At 53.2% G+C, this 23885-nt stretch carries 25 protein-coding genes, 1 tRNA gene and 1 pseudogene; 18 read left to right on the forward strand and 9 right to left on the reverse strand.

All coding sequences use genetic code 11. The features are described 5' to 3' along the window. The 3 genes and pseudogenes from J4E70_RS19425 to J4E70_RS17280 form a co-directional block, all read left to right on the forward strand. Window positions 1-133: pseudogene (locus J4E70_RS19425) on the forward strand (amino acid ABC transporter ATP-binding protein); the annotation flags it as partial. 40 nt (window positions 134-173) lie between these two features. Further along, on the forward strand, window positions 174-767 hold the full coding sequence (locus tag J4E70_RS17275) for a M15 family metallopeptidase (RefSeq protein WP_213890907.1): 594 nt from the start codon (window positions 174-176) through the stop codon (window positions 765-767). A gap of 103 nt (window positions 768-870) precedes the next feature. Continuing rightward, complete coding sequence (locus J4E70_RS17280; RefSeq protein ID WP_213890908.1) at window positions 871-1797, forward strand: PHP domain-containing protein; 927 nt, start codon at window positions 871-873, stop codon at window positions 1795-1797. Window positions 1798-2246: 449 nt separating this feature from the next. On the opposite strand, the gene J4E70_RS17285 is transcribed toward J4E70_RS17280, so the two are convergent. Continuing rightward, window positions 2247-3116, reverse strand: a complete 870-nt coding sequence (locus J4E70_RS17285) for an NAD(P)-dependent oxidoreductase (RefSeq protein WP_213890909.1) — start codon at window positions 3114-3116, stop codon at window positions 2247-2249. 279 nt (window positions 3117-3395) lie between these two features. On the opposite strand from J4E70_RS17285, the gene J4E70_RS17290 reads away from it, so the two are divergent. The 4 genes from J4E70_RS17290 (at window position 3396) to J4E70_RS17305 (ending at window position 7154) form a co-directional block, all read left to right on the forward strand. Beyond that, complete coding sequence (locus tag J4E70_RS17290; protein WP_213890910.1) at window positions 3396-4268, forward strand: class I SAM-dependent methyltransferase; 873 nt, start codon at window positions 3396-3398, stop codon at window positions 4266-4268. Between the two features lie 296 nt (window positions 4269-4564). Further along, the gene (locus J4E70_RS17295) at window positions 4565-4900 is read left to right on the forward strand and encodes a DUF3489 domain-containing protein (RefSeq protein ID WP_213890911.1); all 336 of its coding nucleotides are present in this window, start codon (window positions 4565-4567) and stop codon (window positions 4898-4900) included. Continuing rightward, on the forward strand, window positions 4897-5466 hold the full coding sequence (locus J4E70_RS17300) for a DUF2924 domain-containing protein (RefSeq protein ID WP_213890912.1): 570 nt from the start codon (window positions 4897-4899) through the stop codon (window positions 5464-5466). The genes J4E70_RS17295 and J4E70_RS17300 overlap by 4 nt, the downstream gene beginning before the upstream one ends. Window positions 5467-5477: 11 nt before the next feature. Further along, the gene (locus J4E70_RS17305; RefSeq protein WP_213890913.1) at window positions 5478-7154 is read left to right on the forward strand and encodes a recombinase family protein; all 1677 of its coding nucleotides are present in this window, start codon (window positions 5478-5480) and stop codon (window positions 7152-7154) included. 219 nt (window positions 7155-7373) lie between these two features. On the opposite strand, the gene J4E70_RS17310 is transcribed toward J4E70_RS17305, so the two are convergent. Next, window positions 7374-7450, reverse strand: a tRNA-Ile gene (locus tag J4E70_RS17310). A gap of 175 nt (window positions 7451-7625) precedes the next feature. Between J4E70_RS17310 and J4E70_RS17315 the strand changes: the two genes are divergently transcribed. The 4 genes from J4E70_RS17315 (at window position 7626) to rnd (ending at window position 10813) form a co-directional block, all read left to right on the forward strand. Then, entirely contained in the window at window positions 7626-7913 is a 288-nt protein-coding gene (locus J4E70_RS17315; RefSeq protein WP_213890914.1) for an MBL fold metallo-hydrolase, read from the forward strand. A gap of 15 nt (window positions 7914-7928) precedes the next feature. Next, complete coding sequence (purM, locus tag J4E70_RS17320) at window positions 7929-8975, forward strand: phosphoribosylformylglycinamidine cyclo-ligase (RefSeq protein WP_213890915.1); 1047 nt, start codon at window positions 7929-7931, stop codon at window positions 8973-8975. Continuing rightward, entirely contained in the window at window positions 8972-9568 is a 597-nt protein-coding gene (gene purN / locus J4E70_RS17325; RefSeq protein ID WP_213890916.1) for a phosphoribosylglycinamide formyltransferase, read from the forward strand. Before purM ends, purN begins: the two co-directional genes overlap by 4 nt. Before the next feature lie 87 nt (window positions 9569-9655). Further along, entirely contained in the window at window positions 9656-10813 is a 1158-nt protein-coding gene (gene rnd, locus J4E70_RS17330) for a ribonuclease D (protein WP_213890917.1), read from the forward strand. Window positions 10814-10821: 8 nt separating this feature from the next. Here the strand turns inward: rnd and J4E70_RS17335 are convergent, their stop codons facing one another. After that, window positions 10822-11295 (reverse strand): hypothetical protein, encoded by a 474-nt coding sequence (locus J4E70_RS17335; RefSeq protein WP_213890918.1) that lies wholly within the window; start codon window positions 11293-11295, stop codon window positions 10822-10824. Window positions 11296-11424: 129 nt separating this feature from the next. Here J4E70_RS17335 and J4E70_RS17340 point away from each other — a divergent pair, with 129 nt between their 5' ends. Continuing rightward, the gene (locus J4E70_RS17340) at window positions 11425-11850 is read left to right on the forward strand and encodes a SufE family protein (protein WP_213890919.1); all 426 of its coding nucleotides are present in this window, start codon (window positions 11425-11427) and stop codon (window positions 11848-11850) included. Window positions 11851-11858: 8 nt separating this feature from the next. Here the strand turns inward: J4E70_RS17340 and J4E70_RS17345 are convergent, their stop codons facing one another. The 6 genes from J4E70_RS17345 to J4E70_RS17370 all read right to left on the reverse strand — a co-directional run bounded on the left by J4E70_RS17345 (window position 11859) and on the right by J4E70_RS17370 (window position 15586). Continuing rightward, entirely contained in the window at window positions 11859-12497 is a 639-nt protein-coding gene (locus J4E70_RS17345; RefSeq protein WP_213890920.1) for a DUF1638 domain-containing protein, read from the reverse strand. Further along, window positions 12494-12829 (reverse strand): YbjQ family protein, encoded by a 336-nt coding sequence (locus J4E70_RS17350; protein ID WP_213890921.1) that lies wholly within the window; start codon window positions 12827-12829, stop codon window positions 12494-12496. The genes J4E70_RS17345 and J4E70_RS17350 overlap by 4 nt, the downstream gene beginning before the upstream one ends. Further along, a complete protein-coding gene (locus tag J4E70_RS17355; RefSeq protein WP_213890922.1) occupies window positions 12810-13028 on the reverse strand; it encodes a hypothetical protein in 219 nt (72 codons plus the stop codon). Before J4E70_RS17355 ends, J4E70_RS17350 begins: the two co-directional genes overlap by 20 nt. 101 nt (window positions 13029-13129) lie before the next feature. Then, window positions 13130-13831, reverse strand: coding sequence for a corrinoid protein (locus tag J4E70_RS17360; protein WP_213890923.1), 702 nt, complete (start codon window positions 13829-13831; stop codon window positions 13130-13132). Window positions 13832-13950: 119 nt separating this feature from the next. Beyond that, the gene (gene bmt, locus J4E70_RS17365) at window positions 13951-14964 is read right to left on the reverse strand and encodes a betaine--homocysteine S-methyltransferase (RefSeq protein WP_213890924.1); all 1014 of its coding nucleotides are present in this window, start codon (window positions 14962-14964) and stop codon (window positions 13951-13953) included. 307 nt (window positions 14965-15271) lie between these two features. After that, complete coding sequence (locus J4E70_RS17370; protein ID WP_213890925.1) at window positions 15272-15586, reverse strand: DUF1476 domain-containing protein; 315 nt, start codon at window positions 15584-15586, stop codon at window positions 15272-15274. 158 nt (window positions 15587-15744) lie between these two features. On the opposite strand from J4E70_RS17370, the gene purC reads away from it, so the two are divergent. The 6 genes from purC (at window position 15745) to J4E70_RS17400 (ending at window position 23877) form a co-directional block, all read left to right on the forward strand. Then, window positions 15745-16506, forward strand: a complete 762-nt coding sequence (purC, locus tag J4E70_RS17375; protein ID WP_213890926.1) for a phosphoribosylaminoimidazolesuccinocarboxamide synthase — start codon at window positions 15745-15747, stop codon at window positions 16504-16506. Between the two features lie 10 nt (window positions 16507-16516). Continuing rightward, window positions 16517-16756 (forward strand): phosphoribosylformylglycinamidine synthase subunit PurS, encoded by a 240-nt coding sequence (purS, locus tag J4E70_RS17380; RefSeq protein ID WP_213890927.1) that lies wholly within the window; start codon window positions 16517-16519, stop codon window positions 16754-16756. Continuing rightward, the gene (gene purQ, locus J4E70_RS17385) at window positions 16756-17424 is read left to right on the forward strand and encodes a phosphoribosylformylglycinamidine synthase subunit PurQ (RefSeq protein ID WP_213890928.1); all 669 of its coding nucleotides are present in this window, start codon (window positions 16756-16758) and stop codon (window positions 17422-17424) included. The genes purS and purQ overlap by 1 nt, the downstream gene beginning before the upstream one ends. Before the next feature lie 45 nt (window positions 17425-17469). Continuing rightward, window positions 17470-19236, forward strand: a complete 1767-nt coding sequence (locus J4E70_RS17390; RefSeq protein WP_213890929.1) for a sensor histidine kinase — start codon at window positions 17470-17472, stop codon at window positions 19234-19236. Between the two features lie 8 nt (window positions 19237-19244). Beyond that, complete coding sequence (locus J4E70_RS17395) at window positions 19245-20576, forward strand: sigma-54-dependent transcriptional regulator (protein WP_213890930.1); 1332 nt, start codon at window positions 19245-19247, stop codon at window positions 20574-20576. A gap of 520 nt (window positions 20577-21096) precedes the next feature. Beyond that, on the forward strand, window positions 21097-23877 hold the full coding sequence (locus tag J4E70_RS17400) for an Rne/Rng family ribonuclease (RefSeq protein WP_213890931.1): 2781 nt from the start codon (window positions 21097-21099) through the stop codon (window positions 23875-23877). The last annotated feature ends 8 nt before the right edge of the window (window positions 23878-23885 follow it).

Here is a 23885-nt window from a genome sequence, read left to right on the forward strand (position 1 = left end):
CTTCGCGCGGACCATCGCCGATCAGGTGATATTTATGGATGAGGGCGACATCGTCGAGCAAAGTGGCCCGATCGAGTTTTTCGACAATCCGCAACACGAGCGCACCAAAATGTTCCTCAGTCAGATTTTGTAACCGCTTTACGCGTGATGTGCAGGCCAAAGGATCAAACAACATGATCACAGTAACAGAATGCGAAAACCCCGTTGATTTGGTGACATTTGTCGAGACGGATCGTTTGCTCCTTAATCCATTGGAAACTAACGATTGGCGGATAAGACGTGTCGTCCGCGATAAGGTCATCGCGTGTTCCGAAGCTTTACCTGAAGGCTTGTGCCTTATGGTGTTTGAGGCGTTCCGTTCACGCGCGCGGCAATGGGAATTGTGGAAACCGGTTTTTGCCAGCATTACCCAGAACAACCCAAGCTGGAGCGAAACGCAGGCCTATATTGAAGCGTCACGCTGGGTTTCTCCTCCCGATGGCTTTGGGAGCGGACATCAGGCAGGTGCGGCAGTTGATCTGAAACTGGCGCGCGTGGACCGTACAGAACTGGATTTTGGAGGGCTCATGAAAGGGCTCACAGGCATCGCGCCGACCAATTGGCCTGTCTCGCCTGAAATTCGCAAAAACCGCGATATGCTCGTCACCGCGATGCACGGCGTCGGCATGATTAATTATCCAGATGAATGGTGGCATTTTTCCTATGGCGACCGGCTATGGGCGGAAGTTACCAACCGGAATGAGGCCTTTTTCGCACCGATAGAATAACCAGATACAAAAGATACTGAATGGCTCAAATCTCCTGCTCGTGGTGTATGTCCCTTTCTCCAACACGAGTTGACCACACATAAACCAGTTGAAAGTCTGTTCCATGCCAACCAGCTTTTTCACCACCCCCGGTAGGTTTCATCGCGGAAATCTACACACCCATTCCACCGGATCAGATGGGCTTTATTCCCCGCAAGAGGTCTGCAGCAGATATCAGGCGGAAGGCTATGATTTCATCGCCCTGACGGATCATTTCGTGGGGCTGTTCGATTATCCGATCACTGACACCACGGATTTTCGTAACTCCCAATTCACGACGATAATTGGGGCGGAGCTGCATACTGGTGTTATGGGAAATGGCAATTTGTGGCACCTTTTGGGCATCGGTCTTCCCCTAGATTTCCCACCGCCGCATGCACCACACTTTCAATCTGTTGATGGTTCTGAAACCGCTGCAAGCATCGCGCAACGCGCACGAGACGCAGGCGCATTCGTGGCCATTGCGCACCCGCATTGGTCTGGCATGTCGCAAGCCGATGCCCTTTCCGTCACAGCGGCGCATGCGGTGGAAACCTATAATCACGGTTGTGTCGTCGACAATGATCGTGGTGAAGGATTCCTGATACTGGAACATCTCTTGAATCAGGAGCGTCGTCTGAACCTGATCGCCGCTGATGACGCCCATTTCAATACACCGGACCATTTTGGTGGCTGGGTTATGGTCAAGACCAGGGAAAACACCTCCGAAGCCCTTTTAGCGGCATTAAAGGCTGGCACGTATTACTCCAGCACGGGACCCGAAATTCACGATATCCGCTTCACTAGCGATTGTATCGAAGTCGATTGCACGGCGGCGGCGACCATCGTGGTTCAGGGTAAGGGTACATCAACGGCAACTTTGCATGGTAAGGCCATGACAAGAGAAAGTCTGTCTTTGGCACGTCTGAGAAATTCACCCTGGGTTCGCGTTACAATTGTAGACCGGACGGGAAAGCGCGCGTGGTCCAACCCAATTTGGCTAGACGGATAGGTGTATCATTGCCTCAAGCCACCCAAAACCAAACGCAGGACCGCACCCAAGTTTTTCGGGAAGAAGCCGTGACATCAGGTCAGGAAGCCCACCCTGAAAGTTGAACACGTCCAGATTTGTAATCTGAAGTGGACGTATACTGGGCTTAAAGCGCTGTGCACGAACGGCTGCATTACGAAAGCTTCCGGTGCGACTATGACCCTCTGTTGAACGACAGGGGGGTCGTGCTCGCATTTGAAGGTGCCCGCTTCCAGCATCTTGCCGTGTTTCGTTGAAAGCGCAGCATTCCGTAAGAGGGCTTATTTGAGACCTTCGTTGCGAGATTTTCCAACGACCGAGAAGCGGGACTTTATTTCCGTTCGTTGCCCAACGGGAACATTGCAAAACCAAGGACGTTTTGCTGGCGATTTCCAACCAACCTATGCTTGCTGTAATCGGGCAATGAACAATCAGTTGTTTTGCCGGAGCGTTTTAATGACCGCTGCAGTTTCCTGTTTTCCGTATCCGGCGGCTTGTGCTCTCTTGACCCATTCGCGCATCAATGCCGGGAGTTCGCTGTTGATGCCAACAGAAACCGCGTGATTATACAGGCCAGTGACTGCCTCTCCAGCCACATCAACCGACGCGCCGCCTTTGGAAATCCTGTCGAAGGAGCCGGCTTGGATCGTTTCGGTTAGCGGAATCGCCCTGTCACCCGGCGGCAGGATAGAGGTGAATTCCGATACGGGCACCCCTTCGGCTTCACAAACCAGCGCGCCGTGAATTGACCCGAAAATGATGCCAAGAAGGCGCGACAGAAATGCAAGCTCAAATGTTGCCGCCGCACGGGCATTCGAACCCAAGTATCGCAAGTCACCCGCCAAAATCCCAAGATCGGTTTCGCAATCCGCGAAGGCGGATTTTGACCCGGCGACCGCGATCCGGCTAGTGGGTGTCCCGATGTTTCCGGGCCAACACATAATGGTTCCATCAATGTAACCTGCGCCCCAATCATTGAACTTTGTTTGGCTGTCCTCAGATTCCTGAGGGGTGGATGTGCCGAGTTGAACAATGTTGCGCCCGACTACTGCGTTTGAAACCTGCGATGATTCAAACAGACTGTTTGTGGTTGAATAGTTCATAAGACAGATTACCGACCGCGGACTGGCAGCAATCGCCTCGCTGAGGTCGGATGCTGGCCGCGCTCCCCGGTCCACCAGTGGCTGCATCTTTTCAGCCGTGCGGTTCCAGACTGTCACTTCGCGCCCGGCTGCCAAAAGAGCGCGCGCCAGCGCAGTTCCCATCGCCCCCAATCCCACTACTGTAACGTCGCTCGTCATTTCAACACCCCCAAATTTAGGCCACCAACAAACACTAGAATGGCAATGGCGTCACGAAAAAAGGCGTTTACCTCAATACTTCAAGTGCTTTAACCGATCCCGACCTGCGGTTCGCTACACGGGTGTCGAATGACTTTTGTGCGGGACAGAGCGAACTCCGAGCAAGAGAGATTTTCTCCAGTGAAGCGCCGTTCCAAATGGTCGAAGCAGAGAAATTTCATGGCGATTGGGGAAGCTACCATGTCTGTGATACTGTTCACACAAAGAGGAGAGTACCGCATGACTTTGGACAATAAAGACGACACAGATTTTGTGAAATTCTGGAACACGGTTCTGGAACCCAAATTCACAAAGTACCGGCACATCTTACAGGGTGGGTTGTCACGCCATTCCGCGGCAGTGATCCCAAATTTGCCCATCAAAGAAGGAATGTCAGTGCTGGATGTCGGCTGCGGATGGGGAGACATGTCGCTCCAAGTGGCTGAGATTGTTGGACCAAAGGGTCGAGTTGTCGGCATTGATTGCGTCGACGCGTTCTTGGACGAGGGTAGGAAAGACGCCGCAGCAGGAGGACTATTGAACGCCGAGTTCTCCCGCGGCGATGCCGAGGTCGCTCTACCAGAGAATGAGTTTGACTATGTGGTTGCGCGTTTTGGCACGATGTTCTTCACAAATCCGGTAGCTGCATTGCGACGTATGCGTGTGGCACTCAAACCGGGCGGACAAATGACACATATTGTCTGGCGTCGACGTGAAGACAATCCGGCATGGCAGGAAGCAAAGAACATTACCCTTCGACACCTTCCGGCTCCGGGTGAAGACGCTGATACCTGTGGACCTGGTCCCTTTTCGATGGGCAATCAGGAGATGGTGGGCCTCATGATGAAGAGCGCAGGTTACGAGGACGTCACTTTCACTCGCGTGGACGAAAAGATCATGGTTGGGACAACCCCGGAAGAATGCATCGAATTTGCGTTGGCAATCGGCCCAGGTGGAGAGGTCTTCAGAGAGGCAGGAGAGAAGCTTGCCGAGGCCAAGCGCCCTGAGATCGAGAGTGAGATGCGTAGCTTCTTTGAGAACCAAGAACGGGACGAAAATGGCATTTGGGCACCCACCTCATCATGGGTTATAACCGCACGCAATCCCGCTTGACCGAAATTTAGTATCGGTTCCGGTCCGACAATCTTGCATTAGGTTTAAGATAGAGAAAACTGAGTCCGCATAGGGCTCAAAGCCGCCGATCGCCGCGAAGAGCAGGAACGGCCGCTTTAGGGCGTTCACAACGATCTGGTGCCACATCTATTTGCCAATTTCCACTGGACTTGTGCTTTGAAGAGAGCGTGAGTGTACATGCACGCCGACTCAACCCGGCACGTGCTCCCGGACCTCCGGGCTTTGGTCAGTACCAGGATTGATATCATCCTGCGCACAACCAATGGAGGCATTAAATGACTGATATAAAACAAAACAATTTCCTGACCGATAAAGCGTCTGAAGCCCCTCGCGGAACTCGCGGAGGTAAAAGCGAGGACAGAACCACGGGGCGTAACACCAAAAAGCAGGAACTGATCCGGTTGTTGGGTGGAAAGAACGGCGCTGATATCGCTCGACTGAACGACAAACTAGGGTGGCAGCCGCACTCTGTGCGGGCTGCAATGACCGGGCTTCGCAAGGACGGCTATGACATTCAGAAAAAGTTGGGTCCGGGTGGCAAGCCTGTACGGTATCGAATTTCGTCTAGTCGGGTGTCTCCGCAGGCGGGTGGCGTGGAGGCGGAAAAGTGACCGAGTTCAAAAAGGTTACGCTTCAAGCGGGCCCAGGTCGGTCGAAATGTCTCCATGTTGCAGGTTGTACCAAGGTGACGGCAACTGACGAGAGGAGAGAGGAACTGCTGGTCCCTGAGCTTGCGAACCTCAAAGAGACTATCGTGATGCTTGCTGATCTCGATAACGAGGCTCTCCGAGTGACTTGGAAGCGGGTCTGGAAATACCCTGCACCAAAAGCAGCGAGAAAGCGCTTCATGATGCTCGGGATCGCCTGGAAGTGGCAGGCCGGTCTATTGGGTGGTTTTCGTCCTGAGCTCGCGCGACGATTAGCAGCGCTTGAGGTGCGCAGTGGTGAAAGTTTACGCGGACCATATTGTTCAGCGGCGGACCTCACGGCGGCGGCGCGGCCAGGTCCCGGAACCTGGTTAATCCGTGACTGGCGCGGAGAACGACACGAGGTACATGTGACCGAGAAAGGTTATTTGTGGCGAAGAAAGGAATACGGATCGCTTTCAGCGGTCGCAAAAGCCATTACGGGGGTTAGTCGTAATGGACCGAAGTTCTTCGGACTTCGAGACGGGTAGGGCGCACGCTGATGACCCGTGTACTGCGTTGCGCGATCTACACGCGTAAATCTACCGAAGAAGGGCTGGAGCAGGACTTCAACTCTCTGGACGCACAGCGGGAGGCCTGTTCGGCGTTCATCACGAGCCAGCGCCATGAGGGCTGGGCTGAATTGCCAGCGCTCTATGACGACGGCGGCTTCTCGGGCGGCTCTATGGAACGACCCGCGCTTGCCCGTTTGCTCGCGGACATTGAAGCCGGGGCGGTTGACACTGTCGTTGTCTACAAAGTCGACCGTCTTACCCGCGCGCTGGCAGACTTCGCTCGCATCGTGGCGATCTTTGATGCGGCAGATGTCTCCTTCGTCTCGGTCACGCAAGCCTTCAACACTACGACGAGTATGGGGCGACTGACGCTGAATGTCTTGCTGTCGTTCGCCCAGTTCGAGCGTGAAGTGACGGCGGAACGCATCCGGGACAAGATCGCCGCCTCAAAAGCCAGGGGCATTTGGATGGGTGGCACACCACCGATTGGCTACCGGCCCGAGAAACGACAGCTTGTCGTGGTTCCTGAAGAGGCGGATGTCGTGCGGCACATATTTGATCGCTATCTGGCTCTCAGATCGGTGCGTAGGCTGCAGGCGGAGCTTGTCGAGAGAGGATACCTGACACCCATCCGGATCAGCCGTTCGGACCGTACAAGTGGAGGCTGCGCCTTCTCAAAGGGAAAACTATATTCGATGCTCTCGAACCCGGTGGTGGTCGGAAAGATCCGCCATCGCGACAAGGTTTATGACGGTCAGCACAATGCAATCATCGCCGACGAGACATGGGAAAGGGTTCAGGCGATGTTGGCAGACAACCGTCGGTCGCATCAAAGTCGAAGCCGTGCACGTAATCCAAGCCCGCTGGCAGGCAAGCTCTTCGATCCAAATGGCAAACGCATGCGGCCAGTTCACACTACGAAGAAGGGGTGTAGGTACCGCTATTACGTCAGCCCGGGTCTTATCGATAGTAGCGTAGAGGTCGGCGCACGTGGTTGGCGTATCCCAGCGGAAGAGATCGAGGCCGCACTGGCGACGGCAATCCTGGGCCATCTCAGCCAACCCGACGCAATCAGCATCCTGATCGATGGCAAGGTAGACGCGGAAGAGGTTGCAGGCGTAATGGAAAGTCTGAATGGCATCCGCGATGAACTCTGCGATCCACGCTTCAAGTCGGGACGGCAATTGCTGAGGGTGATTGTGAGACAGGTCGAACTGACAGAAAAGGCACTTTGTGCTCAGATTGAACTGGCCCCCGCATTAGTCGATCGGATTTTGTCTGAGGATGCAGATCTCTTCACTGTCGAGCTATCTACGCCGATCCAACTGAAACGCCGAGGTTCGGAACTGAAACTGATTCTGCAGGGGGCAGGCAGTAATCGCGGCACACCCGATCCCACACTCATCAATACCATCCTTGATGCACGCCGTTGGTTTGCCGCTTACACGCAACAGGAAAGCCCGATGAGCATCTCGGAGATCGCAATTGCTGCTGGTGCCAGCCCCGGCGACGTCTCTCGATCCATTCCGCTTGCGTTTTTGTCTCCTGATCTAATCGAGGCGATTCTGGATGGGCGGCAATCGCTTGATCTGACCGCCACGAGCCTTCGGCGGGTGGGCCAACTGCCGTTTCTTTGGGACGATCAGCACCGTCTGCTTGCCTGAATCGCTCGCGCCCATTGCAGCTAAACGAGCCTAAAAATGCGACTTTCAATCGGTTTGGACGTTTGCAGAGACGTTTGTGCTGCAAAGCCCCGAAACCATTGAAAACCAAGGTCTCTGCTCCAATCCGTTCGGCTCGCAGCGGATTTCTGCCGCGTAACCCACGGGATTCGCCGTACTTATTCTGAGACGGGGAAGGACGGCTGACAGCACATGACTGTCTGGTAGGCCCGGAGGGACTCGAACCCCCAACCAAAGCGTTATGAGCGCTCTGCTCTAACCAATTGAGCTACAGGCCCGACCGTGCCGCCATCCCTATCAGATGATGTCGGGGGGTCAAGATGTTCAATGTTGCCAAATGAAGGGACGAGTTGAATCCCTTCAATCCGGGCCAGAGTTTGGCAAACTGAACGGATCATTATCTGCGCGCGTGTATTCAGCGCATGCCTGTGCGGGTAGACAAGATAGAGGCGGTTGTCGGGCCACACGCCAGGTCATCTGGGTGTGCATTCGCAGGGGCAGCAGCTTTTGATTTGGGGTGATGTGGTGCATGCAACCAAGCTGCAACTGGATTACCCGGATTGGACGATCACCTTTGATGTAGATGCTGATATGGCGCGCGCTACACGCAAGCGGATGCTGGATATGGTCGCGGCCGACGATATTCTGGTTGCTCGTATGCATCTTGATTTGCCGCGCGCGGCCACTTTCGGCGGTTCCCTTTGGCAAAGCCTTACGTTAAAGCCTGTGCGAAGTTTTTAACGAAGGAGCTGCCCAATGACCTCTGGCAAGAACGGCCTGACATACGCGGATGCGGGTGTCGACATTGATGCAGGGAATGCGCTTGTTGATCGGATCAAGCCAGCAGCAAAGCGGACGGCACGCGCAGGCGTGATGAGCGGGCTGGGTGGTTTTGGTGCGCTGTTTGATCTTAAGGCGGCAGGGTACAGCGACCCGATTTTGGTTGGTGCCACTGATGGCGTGGGCACCAAACTGCGGATTGCAATTGACACGGGCCGTTTTGAGACAATCGGGATCGACCTTGTCGCTATGTGCGTGAATGACCTTGTGTGTCAGGGGGCAGAGCCGCTTTTCTTTCTGGATTACTTTGCAACCGGTAAGCTGGAACTTGACGCAGCGACCACTATTATCGAAGGCATTGCCGAGGGCTGCGCGCTGTCAGGCTGCGCGCTGATTGGCGGAGAGACGGCAGAGATGCCGGGCATGTATCACGATGGCGACTTTGACCTTGCCGGATTTGCCGTGGGCGCGATGGAACGTGGTGGCGATCTGCCCGCAGGCGTTGTTGAAGGCGATGTTTTGCTTGGTCTTGCCTCTGACGGAGTTCATTCCAACGGGTATTCACTGGTACGTAAGGTCGTTGAGATTTCGGGCCTTGGGTGGGACGATGATTGCCCCTTTGCTGATGGCGCGCTTGGGGCTGCCTTGCTCGCACCAACACGGCTTTACGTGAAACAGGCGCTTGCAGCCGTGCGGGCAGGGGGAGTTCATGCGCTCGCCCATATTACTGGGGGCGGGTTGACTGAAAATCTGCCACGGGTTCTGCCACAGGGGCTTGGCGCTGATCTAAACCTTAATGTCTGGGAGATCCCTCCTGTTTTCCGTTGGTTGGCGGAAACATCCGGAATGGAGCAGGCTGAATTGTTGAAAACCTTCAATGCAGGCATTGGTATGGTTCTTTCAGTCGCCGAAGATCGCGCGGAAGAACTGAGTGCGTTGCTGAGCGCTGAGGGTGAGACGGTCTTCCGTCTCGGCCATGTCAGCGCAGGCGACGGCGTGCGTTACTCAGGCAAGCTTCTGTGAACAAAAGGATCGCGATACTTATTTCCGGCGGCGGCTCCAACATGGTGTCACTTGCCGAAAGCATGGTTGGTGACCATCCTGCGCGCCCCGTACTGGTTTTGTCGAATGACACCGAAGCGGGCGGCCTCGCAAAAGCCAGCGCTATGGGAATCGCGACGGCGGCAATTGACCACAAACCCTTTGGCGATGATCGCGCCGGGTTTGAGGCTTTGCTAAAGACAGAACTTGAAAATGCAGATGCTGACCTGATTTGCCTTGCAGGGTTTATGCGAATCTTGACCGCAGAGTTTATTTCCCGTTGGGAAGGACGCATGCTGAATATTCATCCGTCTTTGCTTCCTAAATATAAAGGATTGAATACCCATGCCCGCGCTTTGCGGGCGGGTGATAAGATGGCGGGATGCAGTGTGCACGAGGTGACTGCAGCATTGGACGATGGACCGATCCTGGGCCAAGCGCAGGTGCCGATTTTGCCGGGAGACACAGCCGATACATTGGCGGCCCGGGTGTTGCCGATGGAACACCGCCTGTACCCTGCTGTCCTGCGCCGCTTTGCTGCGGGTGACCGCACGCCAGTCTATCTGAAATCGTGAAAAGCGCTGACCCTTTTCATTGCCCCGGATATATTTTAGAACAGGCGGGCACGCTAAGGCGACGAGAAGAAAAAGAAACGGGCCTGAATGATCACTCTTACCACGACCGAAGAACTGGCAGCGTTCCGCGAACGCGCCAAAGGCAAACCTTATGTCACGGTAGACACAGAGTTTTTGAGAGAGCGAACCTATTATTCCAAGCTCTGCCTCGTTCAGCTTGCCCTTCCAAGTGATGCCATAGAAGATGCTGTTTTGCTTGACCCATTGGTTGATGGGTTGTCGCTGGAGCCGCTCTACGATCTGTTTCGCGACGAGAGCATTGTCAAAGTGTTTCACGCGGCACGGCAAGATCTGGAGATTTTCTTTATCGAAGGTGGCGTCTTTCCCAAGCCTCTGTTTGATACGCAGGTTGCGGCAATGGTTTGCGGCTTTGGCGAACAGGTCGGCTATGAAACGCTTGTACGAAAGATCTCGCGGCTACCTCTTGATAAGACATCGAGGTTTACTGATTGGTCACGTCGTCCGCTGACCGATGCGCAAAAGACCTATGCTTTGGCAGATGTGACCCATCTGCGCGGTATTTATGAACACCTTTCCGCTGAGCTGGCAAAGACGGGCCGGCACGCGTGGGTCGAAGAAGAACTTGAGGTTTTGACGACACCGGCGACCTACATCGTCGAGCCGTCCGAGGCATGGCGGCGGGCAAAGACCCGGACGAATTCAGGTAAATTTTTGGCCGTGGTGCGCGAACTTGCAAAGTTCCGTGAAATCTATGCCCAAACCCGCAATATTCCCCGAAATCGGGTTTATAAAGACGACGCGATGCTTGAGCTTGCTTCGACCAAACCGGTAAACGAACAAGACCTGAGCAGATCACGCCTGCTTTTGCGCGAAGCGCGGCGCGGCGATATCGCAGAGGGTATCTTGAAAGCGGTCAAAGCTGGCCTTGAGACGGACCCTGCGAACTATCCGAAAGTTAAGAACGGGCAGGAAAAACTGCAGGTTAATCCCGCCCTGTCAGATCTTTTGCGTGTTCTCTTGAAAGCGAAGGCTGAAAACGTGGGGGTCGCGCAAAAACTTGTGGCGCCTGTTGCCGACCTTGATGTGATCGCTGCGGGCGGGCGTAACGTGCCCGCATTGCGCGGATGGCGGAACGAAGTTTTTGGCGCGGATGCGCTCAGGCTTTGCAACGGTGAAATTGCGCTGGCCGCCAAAGGCAACCAAGTTAAGATCGTCACGCTTTAATGGTTTGCTCAGCGGCGGCTGACAAGCGAGCTTTGAGCGCCCAAAACCTGAATTTGCTGGATAGTTTCAAGTTTCGAGTTCGAAATAAACTTCGCCACAACAATCTGACGCGATTGTGGGGTAGAAACAGGTTCACGCCCGTCTGGCGGTTCTGCTCTGAAAAAATAGGTTATGACCCCATCCACAGGGCGACCTTTATTTTGGGCAACCAATTGTGCGTTGTAGTAGCCCTGCGTTAACGCAAGACCGGTCGCACGAACAATTGCGCCACCGGGGGCCGGGTCAATCCGTAGATCAGTGACTTCGGCAATCAGGTTGCCTTGCTCGATCGCAAGTTGCTGTGCCGGAGTAACGACTGCAGCCGCTTGCCGCCGTTCACCCTGTCCAAACCAGTTGAACGGGTTCATCCTTGATTCGCGTACTCTGGAACATCCGGAAAGCAAGATCGCTGAAACCAGAAGAATGGTAATGGGCTTTTTCATATTCACAGATCCCTTTTGCCTTGTCATGGGGTTAGCCCAAAGCGCAGCATTTGAAAAGGTATCTTGATGCCTCTGGACCTTTTCCCTTATCGCGCCTAGGTGAATGAAAGACCAAAAGGGGAGCGAGCGGTGTCGACAGAAGCATTTACAGAGATTGCCGAGAATTTTGAATTTCTGGATGATTGGGAAGACCGGTATCGCTATGTCATAGAACTTGGCCGCGATATGGAGCCATTGGATGCTGCGTTTCAGGTGCCTGCGACAAAGGTCGATGGCTGTGCCAGCCAAGTCTGGATCATGCCTCATCTCGAAGGGCAGGGTGCTGACGCGATCTTCAGGTTCAACGGCGATAGCGACGCGATGATCGTGCGCGGTCTGATTGCTGTTCTTGCGGCGCTGTACAACGGGTTAACAGTGAAAGAGGTCATGCAGGTCGATGCGGCCGAAAGTCTTGGTCAGCTTGGGTTGAATGATCATCTTTCGGCACAACGTTCAAACGGGTTGCGTGCAATGGTTGAACGCATTCGCAAAATTGCGCAGTCAGAAATGGTCTGACGCAGGCCTTAGGAAAGTGTCTTAAGGGTCGATTCCAGATCGCCGTAACCGGTAAAGCGGCGTTCATAGTCAAGCCCTAACCGTTCCGCGCATTCACGGGCTTTTTCGTCCAGAGCAGGAACATTGGTCTGTGCCTGATAAACCAGCTTTGTGTAGTTACCGAAATACATGTCCCGAAGCTCTGGATGTCTGTCCAGCCCCATGGGTTTCCAGACAAAGGCATCGAACTGACGCACCAGAAAATCCGTGAGGTAGAAAGCTGTAAATTCTTCATCCGCGATTTCGGAAAAAGCGTCATTTCCCTCAAAAAATGAATAACAATGCGGACCTTCGACCATTTCAACACCGAGTTCGGCGCATTTCGCCTGCAACAGGCCACCGGTGCCACAATCAGCGTAGACCACGAAAATTTGTTCATAGTCGTCGCGGTTCTTTAGAACGGCTTCTTCAACGGCAGCCGGGATTTTATCCGGGTAAAGATGAAATTTCGCAGGAAGACAGGTCAGGTCCATGTGGTTCCAGCCGTTCGCGCGTTTTAAGGCCAATATCTCATGCGCGAGCGCCCCACAGGCCAGCAGCAAAACACGCCCGGTTTGCGCTGCACTTGCCAGCCCTTGCTCTGTCAGAATGTTATCGTCCAGTTTCATTTCAGTTTAACTGCCGTTCCATAAAACACAACTTCTGACGCTGCTTGCTGTATCGTTGATGTTTGCATACGCACCCCGACAATCGCATCTGCGCCCAGTTCCCGGGCATTGGCAAGCATCCGGTCATAGGCCTCTTCGCGGGCCGCCGCGAGCAATTGATTGTACTCCCGCACTTCACCGCCAACCAGATTGCGAAGGCTTGCGATGATGTCTGACCCCAAATGTTTAGCACGCACAGTAGATCCTTTGACAAGGCCAAGCGCGCTCACAGTTTCGCGACCAAGAATAGCCTCTGTCGTTACGGCAAGGAATTCACTTTTCAATGCGGTCATAGTGATCATCCTCTTTGTTCTTCATACGCTCTGCGATCACACGCCAGACGATATAGCCGATCAATGCGACCGGAAGAATTGCAACGAATCCGATCTGCGGGTTTTCCAGGGCGGCAACAAACAGCACGCCGAGCCAAATGGTCAGACCCGCCGCAACGATTACGCAGATAATGATCAACACAAGTTTATCCAGCGGCATTTTACCCTCCCTGTTCGACCTACAATGTGGGGCGCGCAGCAGAAAAAGAAAAGGCCCCGCATGCTGTTCGCATCGGGGCCTCGAATTGCATTGTCAGAAATTCAGCCCGCGGCCAGTTGATTGTGCTTGCGGTCCATGAATTCCTTGGCTGTCTCAACCGCGACGGCCGCGTCACGGCAGTATGCGTCTGCGCCAATGGCTTTGCCGAACTCTTCGTTTAGGGGTGCACCGCCAACCAGAACGATATAGTCGTCGCGCATACCTTTTTCGACCAGCGTGTCGATCACCACTTTCATGTAAGGCATTGTGGTTGTCAGAAGGGCCGACATACCAAGGATATCAGGCTCTTCGGTTTCCAGTGCTTCAAGGTATTTTTCGACCGAGTTGTTGATGCCCAGATCCTGAACTTCAAATCCTGCACCTTCCATCATCATACCAACAAGGTTTTTGCCGATATCGTGGATGTCGCCTTTAACAGTGCCAATAACCATTTTGCCAACACGTGGCGCGCCGGTTTCAGCCAGCAGTGGTTTCAGGATCGACATGCCGGATTTCATAGCGTTTGCAGCCAGCAGAACCTCAGGCACAAAAAGAATTCCGTCACGGAAATCTTTGCCGACGATTGTCATGCCCGCAACAAGAGCCTCTGTCAGAACGCGGTAAGGTGCCCATCCGCGGCCAAGCAAGATATTGACGCCTTCGTCAATCTCTTCCTTCATGCCGTCGTAAAGATCGTCATGCATTTGCAGTGTAAGTTCGTCATCGGGCAATTCCGAAAGGATGATGTCGTCTTCTTCGTCCATAGGTAGCTTCCCTGAATCAGGCGCCGTGCGCGTAAGTCTTATACATTAAATCGTTGAAATGTGTCCTAAGCACTTGGCGGATTGCGACATTGCCAGAGCTTGAACCGACCTGTGCGCCTTCAGGCGCGCCTGCTGCGGCGCGTCACCCGTGGTTTTGGCGCGTCATCATCCGTTCCGTCCGAAGCAGAAGAGAAGCCACCCAATGCGTCGGTAATTCGCTCCAACGATGGTCTTGGGCCTTTTTCCTGGCTTTCCAGTGCGTTGCGCATACTGCGCAGATGTTCTGTCGTCGTGCCGCAACATCCACCGATAATCGTTGCACCGCAATCCCGTGCCAAAATAGCATAATCCGCCATGAGGTCGGGTGTGCCGTCATAGTGGATATGGCCATCAACGTATTTTGGAATGCCGGCATTTCCTTTAGCAATCACCGGGGTTTCTGTGCCTTGTGCAACGAACCCAAGCACGGTCCGCAGCAAATCAGAGGCCCCCACACCGCAGTTTGCACCGAAGGCAAGCGGACCATTCTCAAGTTTGTTCACCATATCGACCATATCGGCAGAAGTGACACCCATCATGGTGCGGCCAGCGGTGTCAAAGCTCATGGTGCCACACCAGTGCATTCCCGCAAGTGCAAAGGCTTTTGCCGCTGCTTTATATTCGTCAGACGAAGACATGGTTTCAGCCCACAGAATGTCGGCACCGCCATCCTTAAGGGCCTCGGCCTGTTCGTGAAACATTTCGACAGCGTCATCGAACGTAAGAGACCCCATTGGAACCATGATTTCGCCGGTGGGGCCCACCGAACCTGCAACAATAACCGGACGCCCAGCCGTGTCTGCGACATCGCGTGCGATTTCGACAGCGGCGCGATTAAGCTCTGCAACGCGGTTCTGTGCGTCGTGTAGTTTCAGCCTGGAGGCATTTCCGCCAAACGTATTTGTCAGAAAAAGATCGCTGCCTGCATCAACGGCACCCTTGTAGAGCGCGTGTATCTTCTTGGGTTCATCAACATTCCACATCTCAGGTGCGTCCCCGGAAGACAGACCCATATTGAACAGGGTTGTTCCGGTAGCGCCGTCTGCCAATATCCAGTCCCGGTTCTCAAGCATATCTTTAAGGGCGTTTGTCATGACGTTGGCTTCCTGTTTTAATGCTTCTCATATAGTCGCAGATGCTATCGGCGGCAATGCCACGTGGGTGTCGGCAGGGCAATTGTTTATTGCTCATAATGATGATGAGGCGGACACACGCCGTCAATCGGGACGCGGGGTGCAGCGAGTTGTCACATGTTTGTCAAAAAAATATATTGAGACGGTTTCGGTCAGAATACTTTGGGGGCCATACGAATAATCGGCCGACTCGGAACAAAAAAAAACGCGCAGTCCAAATAGGATGCGCGTCTTTTACATTAGCAAAGTTTAGTAACTTGCTGTTAATTCATACTTCTTTCATGATTTCTGTTTTGGCAATAACACGAAGCTCGGCCATCTTGGCACGAATAGTGTCTGGGTCGGATTTGTCGCCAAGATCTGCAGCAACCTTGCGCACTACATCTTCATGGCCAGCTTCTTCGAAATCTGCCACAACAACAGTTTTCGCATATTTATCAGCTTCTTCCCCGGTTTTTCCAAGCAGCCCGGCCGCCCAAAGGCCCAGCAATTTGTTGCAACGTGCATCAGCCTTGAATTTCATTTCCTCGTCGTGGGCATATTTGCTTTCAAAGGCGTGTTCGCGATCGTCAAAGGTGGTCATAGCTGTCCTCACACAGTATCGTTTAGCGTTATTAATAGATATGACTGTCTGCGCGCCTTCCTGCAAGGGGGTGTGCGTTCTTGCGACAAAGACGCCCATGCCGTATAGGGCGCTCATCTGATCGGGGACTCATCCCCTGCATTCGCGTTGGAGATTCAATGGCACGTCGCAAAATGATCTACGAAGGCAAAGCCAAAATTCTTTATGAAGGGCCGGAGCCGGGTACGTTTGTCCAGTATTTCAAGGACGACGCCACTGCGTTTAACGCTCAGAAAAAGGATGTGATCGACGGTAAAGGTGTGTTGAACAACCGTCTCTCAGAATTCTTTATGAAGGGTCTGACCAATATTGGAATCCCGACGCATTTTCTGAAACGCCTGAATATGCGCGAACAACTGATCAGGTCTGCGGAAATTGTTCCGCTAGAGGTGATCGTGCGCAATTTTGCGGCGGGTACGATGTCAAATCGCCTGGGAATCGAAGAAGGCACGCCACTGCCGCGTCCGATTGTGGAATTCAGCTACAAGGATGACGCGCTTGGTGATCCGCTGGTCACCGAGGAATATATCATCGCGTTTGGATGGGCCAGCCAGCAGGATCTTGATGATATTATTGCGCTGGCACTTCGTGTGAACGATTTTATGTCAGGCGTTATGTATGGTGTCGGTATCAAGCTGGTGGATTTCAAAATCGAAGTTGGCCGTGTCTGGGACAACGATTTTATGCGCTTGATCATTGCAGACGAAATCAGCCCGGACAGTTGCCGTCTTTGGGACATGGAAACAGGCCGGAAGCTCGACAAAGATGTTTTTCGCCGTGATCTAGGCAATCTGGCCGATGCCTATACCGAGGTTGCGCGTCGTTTGGGGGTGCTGCCCTCTAACGTAACGCACACCCCAAAACCAACCATCATCAATTGAGGATAGCCCGATGAAAGCCCGTGTTCATGTCATGCTTAAAAATGGTGTTCTGGACCCGCAAGGAGAAGCTGTGCGCCATGCCCTTGGTACCCTTGGTTTCGAAGGGGTTGAAGCTGTACGGCAAGGGAAGGTAATAGAGCTTGACCTTGCCGAAACTGACAAGGCAAAGGCAGAAGCTTCGGTTGCCAAAATGTGCGAAAAGCTGCTCGCAAATACGGTAATAGAAAGCTATTCGGTGGAGATCGCCTGATGCGCGCTGCGGTTATTGTTTTTCCGGGGTCAAATTGCGACCGTGATCTTGTTGTCGCTCTAGAGCAGGCAGGCGCCGATGTTCAGATGGTCTGGCACAAGGACAAAGAGCTTCCTGCGGGGCTTGACCTCGTGGCGGTGCCAGGTGGGTTTTCCTTTGGTGACTATCTGAGGTGCGGTGCAATTGCAGCGCAATCACCAATTTGCCGTTCTGTTGTAAATTTTGCAGGTAAAGGTGGGTATGTCCTTGGTATCTGCAATGGTTTTCAGATTTTGACTGAAACAGGCTTGCTGCCGGGGGCCTTGCTACGTAACGCGGACCTTCATTATATCTGCAAATACGTTCCATTGACTGTTCAGACAGCAAACTCGGCCTTTACGCGCGGCTATACCAAAGGACAGAACATCAACATTCCGATTGCGCATCACGATGGGAATTACAACGTTGACCCGGAGACGCTGGGCAGATTGAAGGGCGATGATCGCATCGCTTTCACCTATGGCGACAACCCAAATGGGTCTACTGCAGATATCGCGGGCGTTCTATCTGAAAACCGTAGGGTGCTTGGAATGATGCCACATCCCGAACGGGCGGCAGATTCCCGCCTCGGAGGTACGGACGGTACGGCGCTTTTCCGCGCGTTGGCTGACTCACTGGTTGCTGCCTGAGGAGTTTGTCTTGAGCGTCGGCAGTATCGCGCGTAAATTTACACCATGACTGCCGATAACTCCCTGGTGAAAGCCGAATCCAAATCTGTGCGCATGTCTTGGCGGTTGCGCGGGATTCTGAGCGTTATGGTTTTTGTCGTCGTTGCGGTGGTTTGGTATACCAACATTTTACTGACTGAACGGTTCACGGAAACCACACGGAACAAAGGGGAACTTCGCCTTTCTCTCTATTCCGGCAACTTGCTGAGTGAATTGAAGCGCAACTCGATCGTACCGCAGCTTTTAGCGCGTGACCCTTCGTTGATAGGTGCATTGAATTCCGGTGATTTTTCTCAGTCAACGCAACGGTTGATATCCTACCTTGACGAAATCGGCGCGGCCTCACTTCTCTTGCTGGATGACGACGGGCGGGTCGTGGCCGCGACGGACAGAAATCTGATCGGCTCTTCGCATCGCGCAGAAGCGTATTTTGTTGAGGCAGTTCGTTCTAACGATACAGTATTTCAAACTGTTAATAACGATAGCCGTGGCACGTTGTTCACCTATTCACGCAAGATCGAGATGGGCTCACGCAGTATTGGCGTCATTGTTGTTGAAGTTGATCTGCGACAGTTTGAAACGCGTTGGGCCGGCATTGCAGCAGACGCTGTTTTAGTGCTGAACAGTGAAGGGAAAATAATTCTTGCAACCGAGCCAAAATGGCGTGGTCTGAGAGAAGAAGAGGCGTTAGAGGCGCGTTCTGCACCATCTGCGATTGCGCGTGCGCTTCAGGCAACAGCAGATTGGGCAGCACTGCCGCCAGACGCATATTTGCAGGGCGAGGCGGTTATGCGGCTGGAAACGCGCGTTCCGTTTCAGGGATGGCGGATCGCGTCCTTCACAACCTTCAATTCCGTGCGCGAACGAGTAAACGGGTTTTTGGCGCTTGAAATCATGACATTTGCAATGTTGCTTGCGCTGACCTTTTATCTTTTGTCCCGTAAAGCGCTGGTTCGATCGATGATATTTCAGCGGGAGTCAGCTGATCTCCGCCAATTGAATGCACGGCTGCAACGAGAGATTGCTGAGCGTGAAAAAGTGGAAAAAGACCTCGAAGTCGCCGAACAAACGCTGGCGCAGTCGTCAAAACTTGCGGCTTTAGGTGAAATGTCAGCGGCTGTCAGCCATGAACTTAACCAACCCCTTGCGGCAATGAAAACCTACCTTGCCGGCGCACGCCTGTTGTTGCAGAGAAAACGACCGGACGAAGCCATGTCATCGTTTCAGCGCATAGACGATCTGATCGAAAGAATGGGTGCGATCACCCGTCAGTTGAAAAGCTATGCCAGGAAAGGCGGCGAAGAGTTTGTGCCTGTCGATACGCGGTATGCGATATCTTCGGCACTATCGATGATGGAACCCCAGCTGAAAAGCCGTCAGGTAAAAATCACAACGACGATTCCGCGACATCCGGTTATGGTTATGGCGGATGGGTTGCGTCTGGAGCAGGTCATCATCAACCTTTTCCGGAACGCGCTTGATGCAACGAAAACTGCAGAATCTCCTGAAATTGAAATACTGCTTTCCGCAGGTGAGACCGCAACATTGACCATACGTGATAACGGTGCAGGTATTGAAGACCTCGATAACCTGTTTGAGCCATTTTATACCACAAAGCGCCCCGGAGACGGGGTCGGGCTTGGGCTTGCAATTTCCTCGGGTATCGTAAACGACCTCGGAGGGCGGCTAACCGCAAGGAACGCTGTAAAGGGTGGGGCTGTATTTGAAGTGCAACTCCCCATATTAAGTGAAGAAATCGAAGCAGCCGAATGAGGGCATGAATGGCGCAGGCCATGAAGATAGCAATCGTAGACGACGAGCAGGACATGCGGCAATCCATTAGTCAGTGGCTTGCATTGTCCGGATTTGACACCGAAACTTTTTCCAGCGCCGAGGACGCGCTGAAAGGGCTGGCAAATGATTATCCGGGCATTGTTGTCTCGGATATAAAGATGCCGGGTATGGACGGGATGCAGTTTCTCAAGAAACTGATGAGCGTTGATAGTGCGCTGCCAGTTATCATGATCACCGGGCATGGTGATGTGCCAATGGCGGTCGAAGCCATGCGCGTCGGTGCCTATGATTTTCTGGAAAAACCGTTCAATCCAGACCGGATGACCGAGCTCGCCAAAAAGGCGACACAGGCGCGCCGCCTGACGCTGGACAACCGTGCTTTGCGCCGCGAACTGGGGGATGGCACGACAATCATCAAAAAACTGATTGGCGCTTCGCCGGTGATGGATCGTCTTCGCGAAGACATACTCGACCTGGGGCAGGCAGATGGCCATGTTCTGATCGATGGGGAAACCGGCACCGGAAAATCGCTCGTTGCTCATGCACTGCATGCTGTTGGGCCACGGGCGGGAAAGCGATTTGTTCTTTTGTCCTGTGCGGCGCATGAGGAAGATGAGCTTTGCAAACGGTTGTTTGGCCCGATGGAGGAAGGTGGCTCACTTCCGCATGTTGAAGAAGCGCGCGGCGGAACGCTGGTGCTTGAAGATATAGAAGCGCTCAGCCAGACCTCGCAGGCACGTTTACTGACCTTCATCAATGAGCAAGGCAGCCCGGCGGAAACCCGCGTCGTCGCGATTTGCAATCTCCAGGAGCAGAACAAAACCTGCGAAGATGCGTTGCGGCCAGACCTGTTTTATAGGCTTGCAGCAATGAAGATCACGCTGCCACCGCTCCGCCAAAGGGGTGAGGACGTGCTTGTTCTGTTTACGCGCCTTAGTGAACAGTTTGCTGAAGAATACGGCTGTGATGCACCGCAGGTCAGTGCGCAAGAGGCTGCGCAGCTGCTACAGGCACCATGGCCCGGAAACGTGCGTCAGCTGATAAATATTGCAGAGCGGGCAGTTCTGCAAAATCGGCGTGGGTCTGGAACAATAGCAAGCCTGTTGATGGCGGATAACGATGAAACGCAGCCTGTGATGACGACGGAAGGCAAACCTTTGAAAGAATATGTTGAAGCATTTGAGCGGATGTTGATCGACAATACAATGCGACGTCACAAGGGCTCGATCGTCAATGTGATGGACGAACTTTGTCTGCCGCGGCGCACTTTAAATGAAAAAATGGCTAAATACAGCTTGCAGAGGTCTGATTATCTTTAAGCTGTAAATCTTTTTCAGAACAAAAAGCAACACTATTCGAACTGCAAATTTTAAAATTATTTAAAGATTTGAGTCTTTTGGTAGTGTTTTTGGGGGACAGGCCCTGCGGTCATCGTCGAAGGGCGGGGCGTCCTGTTGATTTTCGCCATTGTAATCTCGGTGCAATCGCCCTTATGTTCACCCTACGGTGGTCCGACAAAAAACCGAGGCCACTTTGATAAGTTTCGCTGTTCATGAGGCACAGCAGGTAAAATTCCCTGCATTCCAGAACAGACCGATGTGGTCGTGAGACCAGAAATTTGCCTGTGATGCCGATTTCGGCAGGGCGTTTTAACAGGTGCCCCTTTAGGCATCGGAGAAGAACCGCGATGAGACGCGCATTGAGAATGGGAAGCAGCACGGGGGCCAGTTTGGTCGGCCTGTCGCGTTCCCACGTGTCCAACCTCGCCCAAACAAGACACAGCAGACCGTCTTCTACCCCACCGGGGTTAGAGCGACGGCGCGTGTGCAAAGAGAAAATATGGCTAAGAAAATGCTCATCGACGCCACCCACGCGGAAGAAACCCGCATCGTGGTGGTCGACGGAAACAAGGTTGAGGAATTCGACTTTGAATCTGAAAATAAACGCCAGCTAGCTGGCAATATATATCTGGCAAAAGTTACACGTGTCGAACCGTCGCTTCAGGCGGCGTTTGTTGACTACGGCGGGAACCGTCACGGATTTCTGGCTTTTTCCGAGATTCACCCAGATTATTACCAGATTCCTGTGGCAGATCGCGAAGCGTTGCTCGAAGAAGAACGCGCTTATGCCAAGTCACTTGATGATGAAGAGGAAAATAAACCGGCGCCTAAGAAACGGCGGTCACGTTCTCGTTCCAGATCAAAAGCTGAAGATGTAAAATCTGACGACGCGATTGAGACAAAAGACACTGAAATTAACGGGATGGATCTTGTTGACCTTGGCGAAGAAACGCTTGAGGGCAGTTCGCCAATGGAGTTGGTTGCAGAGACTCCTGTCGAGACACCAGCATCCGAAGAGAGTGTTGATGAAGAAGCTGTGTCAGAGAATGACGAACAGCCAGTTACGGTTGACGCCTCTGAGGAAGGTAACTTAGTTATCCAAGCTGCAGATGATGACAGTGACGATGAAGATACAGATTCTGACGCAAATCCCAGGGCGGATGCTTCTGAAAAAGACGACCAGATTGAATCTGTCGCTGATGAAGATGTAACAGAAGAAATTCGTCAGCCGCGCAAGCCGCGCGTGCGCCGCTATAAAATTCAGGAAGTGATCAAGGTTCGCCAGATTCTTCTGGTTCAGGTCGTAAAGGAAGAGCGCGGCAACAAAGGCGCTGCACTCACCACCTATCTTTCGCTTGCAGGGCGCTATTGCGTTCTGATGCCGAATACTGCGCGCGGGGGCGGTATCAGCCGCAAAATCACCAATGCCGCAGACCGTAAAAAACTGAAAGAAATCGCGACAGAGATTGATGTTCCGCAAGGGGCGGGGCTGATTATCCGCACGGCGGGTGCTCAGCGCACCAAATCTGAAATCAAACGCGACTATGAATACCTGCAAAGGTTGTGGGAACAAATTCGCGAATTAACGCTGAAATCAACGGCACCAGCTAAAATTTACGAAGAAGGCGATCTGATCAAGCGATCAATTCGTGACCTGTACAATCGTGAGATTGACGAAGTTTTTGTCGAAGGCGAGGCGGGCTATCGTGTTGCCAAGGATTTCATGAAAATGATCATGCCGTCCCACGCCAAGAATGTGAAACGGTATCACGAAGCACTGCCCTTGTTTGCCCGTTTTCAGGTGGAAACCTATCTGGCTGGTATGTTCAACCCAACGGTTCAGCTGAAGTCGGGCGGGTACATTGTTATCGGCGTGACAGAGGCGCTTGTGGCAATTGACGTGAACTCTGGCCGCGCGACCAAAGAAAATTCGATCGAGGAAACGGCAACCAAAACCAATCTTGAAGCTGCTGAAGAGGTTGCGCGTCAGTTGCGCCTACGCGACCTTGCGGGTCTGATTGTCATCGACTTTATCGACATGGAAGACCGGCGTAATAATGCCGCTGTCGAAAAGCGCATGAAAGACAAGCTGAAAACTGATCGCGCCCGTATTCAGATTGGCCGGATTTCTGGTTTTGGTCTGATGGAGATGTCTCGTCAGCGCCTTCGCCCCGGCATGATCGAAACAACGACTCAGCCGTGTCACCATTGCCATGGTACTGGTTTGATCCGTTCCGATGACAATCTGGCACTTTCGATTCTGCGTCAGCTTGAAGAAGAAGGTGTTCGCCGTCGTTCGCGTGAAGTTCTGTTAAAAGCCCCAATCGGGATTATGAACTTCCTGATGAACAACAAGCGGGAACATATTGCCCAGATCGAAGGGCGATATGGTTTGTCAGTTCGTGTGGAAGCTGATCCTCATCTCGTCAGCCCGGATTTCACGATTGAGCGGTTCAAGACAGCGACCAGAGTTGTCCCGGTTACAAGCGATGCGGTCGTATCTGTGGATACCTCGTTGATGGATCAGATTGACAGCATTGAAGAGGCTGAGGTGATTGTCGAGGCACCCGCAGCAAATGCTGAAGAGCAGGCTCCGCAGCCTAAAAAGCGCCGTCGTCGCCGTCGTCGTCGTCGTAGTGGGAACGGGCAAAACCAGCCTCAGGAACAAGAGACCGGGTCTGCTGATACCGAGGCAGCGGGATCTCAAGAAAGAGATGAAGGGCAAAGCCCTGAACCGGTAGCGGCAGCGGAGGCCGTTGTTTCTGAACCCACCTCTAACAGCGATGCTACAGTTGTGGTTGCCGAGACAGCGGAAGCCGAACCTGAGAAGAAGCCAAGAAAACGTGTGCCACGTCGGCGTACGCCAAAGGCGAAGGTTGCAGAAACTGATGTGGTGACAGACGCTGCGCCAGAAACTGTGGTTGAAGAGGTTGTAACAACCGACAGCGCGGCAGTTGAAACAGAGATGCAACCTGCTAAAAAGCCAGCACGCAAGCGCGCACCTGCCAAACCCAGGGCAAAATCCAAGGCTGCACTCGCAAAAGAAGCAAAGCAAAAAGAAACCGCAGCTTCTGAAGAAGGTGGAGAGACGAAAGAGAACGCAAAGCCTGACCTGCCTGCGCCAGAGCCTGTTGCGATAAGCCAGCCTGTTCCAATTGAACCTGCGGCAGATGAAACGACGCGTGTCGCAGCACTTTCTGCTGCGCCAAGTACCGCAGACGTGTCTGAAACCGCAGAACCCAAGTCCAAGAAAAAGGGCTGGTGGTCACTCGGTCGCTGATTAGCTAA

The sequence above is a fragment of the Pseudohalocynthiibacter aestuariivivens genome (assembly GCF_018457175.1).
GTDB lineage: Bacteria > Pseudomonadota > Alphaproteobacteria > Rhodobacterales > Rhodobacteraceae > Pseudohalocynthiibacter > Pseudohalocynthiibacter aestuariivivens.

What these genes read in the sequence shown, in the direction of transcription:
- J4E70_RS17275 (WP_213890907.1), top strand. Translation starts at nt 174, where the DNA reads ATGATCACAGTAACAGAATGCGAAAACCCCGTTGATTTGGTGACATTT.
- J4E70_RS17280 (WP_213890908.1), top strand. Translation starts at nt 871, where the DNA reads ATGCCAACCAGCTTTTTCACCACCCCCGGTAGGTTTCATCGCGGAAAT.
- J4E70_RS17285 (WP_213890909.1), bottom strand. Translation starts at nt 3,116, where the DNA reads ATGACGAGCGACGTTACAGTAGTGGGATTGGGGGCGATGGGAACTGCG.
- J4E70_RS17290 (WP_213890910.1), top strand. Translation starts at nt 3,396, where the DNA reads ATGACTTTGGACAATAAAGACGACACAGATTTTGTGAAATTCTGGAAC.
- J4E70_RS17295 (WP_213890911.1), top strand. Translation starts at nt 4,565, where the DNA reads ATGACTGATATAAAACAAAACAATTTCCTGACCGATAAAGCGTCTGAA.
- J4E70_RS17305 (WP_213890913.1), top strand. Translation starts at nt 5,478, where the DNA reads ATGACCCGTGTACTGCGTTGCGCGATCTACACGCGTAAATCTACCGAA.
- purM (WP_213890915.1), top strand. Translation starts at nt 7,929, where the DNA reads ATGACCTCTGGCAAGAACGGCCTGACATACGCGGATGCGGGTGTCGAC.
- rnd (WP_213890917.1), top strand. Translation starts at nt 9,656, where the DNA reads ATGATCACTCTTACCACGACCGAAGAACTGGCAGCGTTCCGCGAACGC.
- J4E70_RS17335 (WP_213890918.1), bottom strand. Translation starts at nt 11,295, where the DNA reads ATGAAAAAGCCCATTACCATTCTTCTGGTTTCAGCGATCTTGCTTTCC.
- J4E70_RS17345 (WP_213890920.1), bottom strand. Translation starts at nt 12,497, where the DNA reads ATGAAACTGGACGATAACATTCTGACAGAGCAAGGGCTGGCAAGTGCA.
- J4E70_RS17350 (WP_213890921.1), bottom strand. Translation starts at nt 12,829, where the DNA reads ATGACCGCATTGAAAAGTGAATTCCTTGCCGTAACGACAGAGGCTATT.
- J4E70_RS17355 (WP_213890922.1), bottom strand. Translation starts at nt 13,028, where the DNA reads ATGCCGCTGGATAAACTTGTGTTGATCATTATCTGCGTAATCGTTGCG.
- J4E70_RS17360 (WP_213890923.1), bottom strand. Translation starts at nt 13,831, where the DNA reads ATGGACGAAGAAGACGACATCATCCTTTCGGAATTGCCCGATGACGAA.
- bmt (WP_213890924.1), bottom strand. Translation starts at nt 14,964, where the DNA reads ATGACAAACGCCCTTAAAGATATGCTTGAGAACCGGGACTGGATATTG.
- J4E70_RS17370 (WP_213890925.1), bottom strand. Translation starts at nt 15,586, where the DNA reads ATGACCACCTTTGACGATCGCGAACACGCCTTTGAAAGCAAATATGCC.
- purC (WP_213890926.1), top strand. Translation starts at nt 15,745, where the DNA reads ATGGCACGTCGCAAAATGATCTACGAAGGCAAAGCCAAAATTCTTTAT.
- purS (WP_213890927.1), top strand. Translation starts at nt 16,517, where the DNA reads ATGAAAGCCCGTGTTCATGTCATGCTTAAAAATGGTGTTCTGGACCCG.
- purQ (WP_213890928.1), top strand. Translation starts at nt 16,756, where the DNA reads ATGCGCGCTGCGGTTATTGTTTTTCCGGGGTCAAATTGCGACCGTGAT.
- J4E70_RS17390 (WP_213890929.1), top strand. Translation starts at nt 17,470, where the DNA reads ATGACTGCCGATAACTCCCTGGTGAAAGCCGAATCCAAATCTGTGCGC.
- J4E70_RS17395 (WP_213890930.1), top strand. Translation starts at nt 19,245, where the DNA reads ATGGCGCAGGCCATGAAGATAGCAATCGTAGACGACGAGCAGGACATG.
- J4E70_RS17400 (WP_213890931.1), top strand. Translation starts at nt 21,097, where the DNA reads ATGGCTAAGAAAATGCTCATCGACGCCACCCACGCGGAAGAAACCCGC.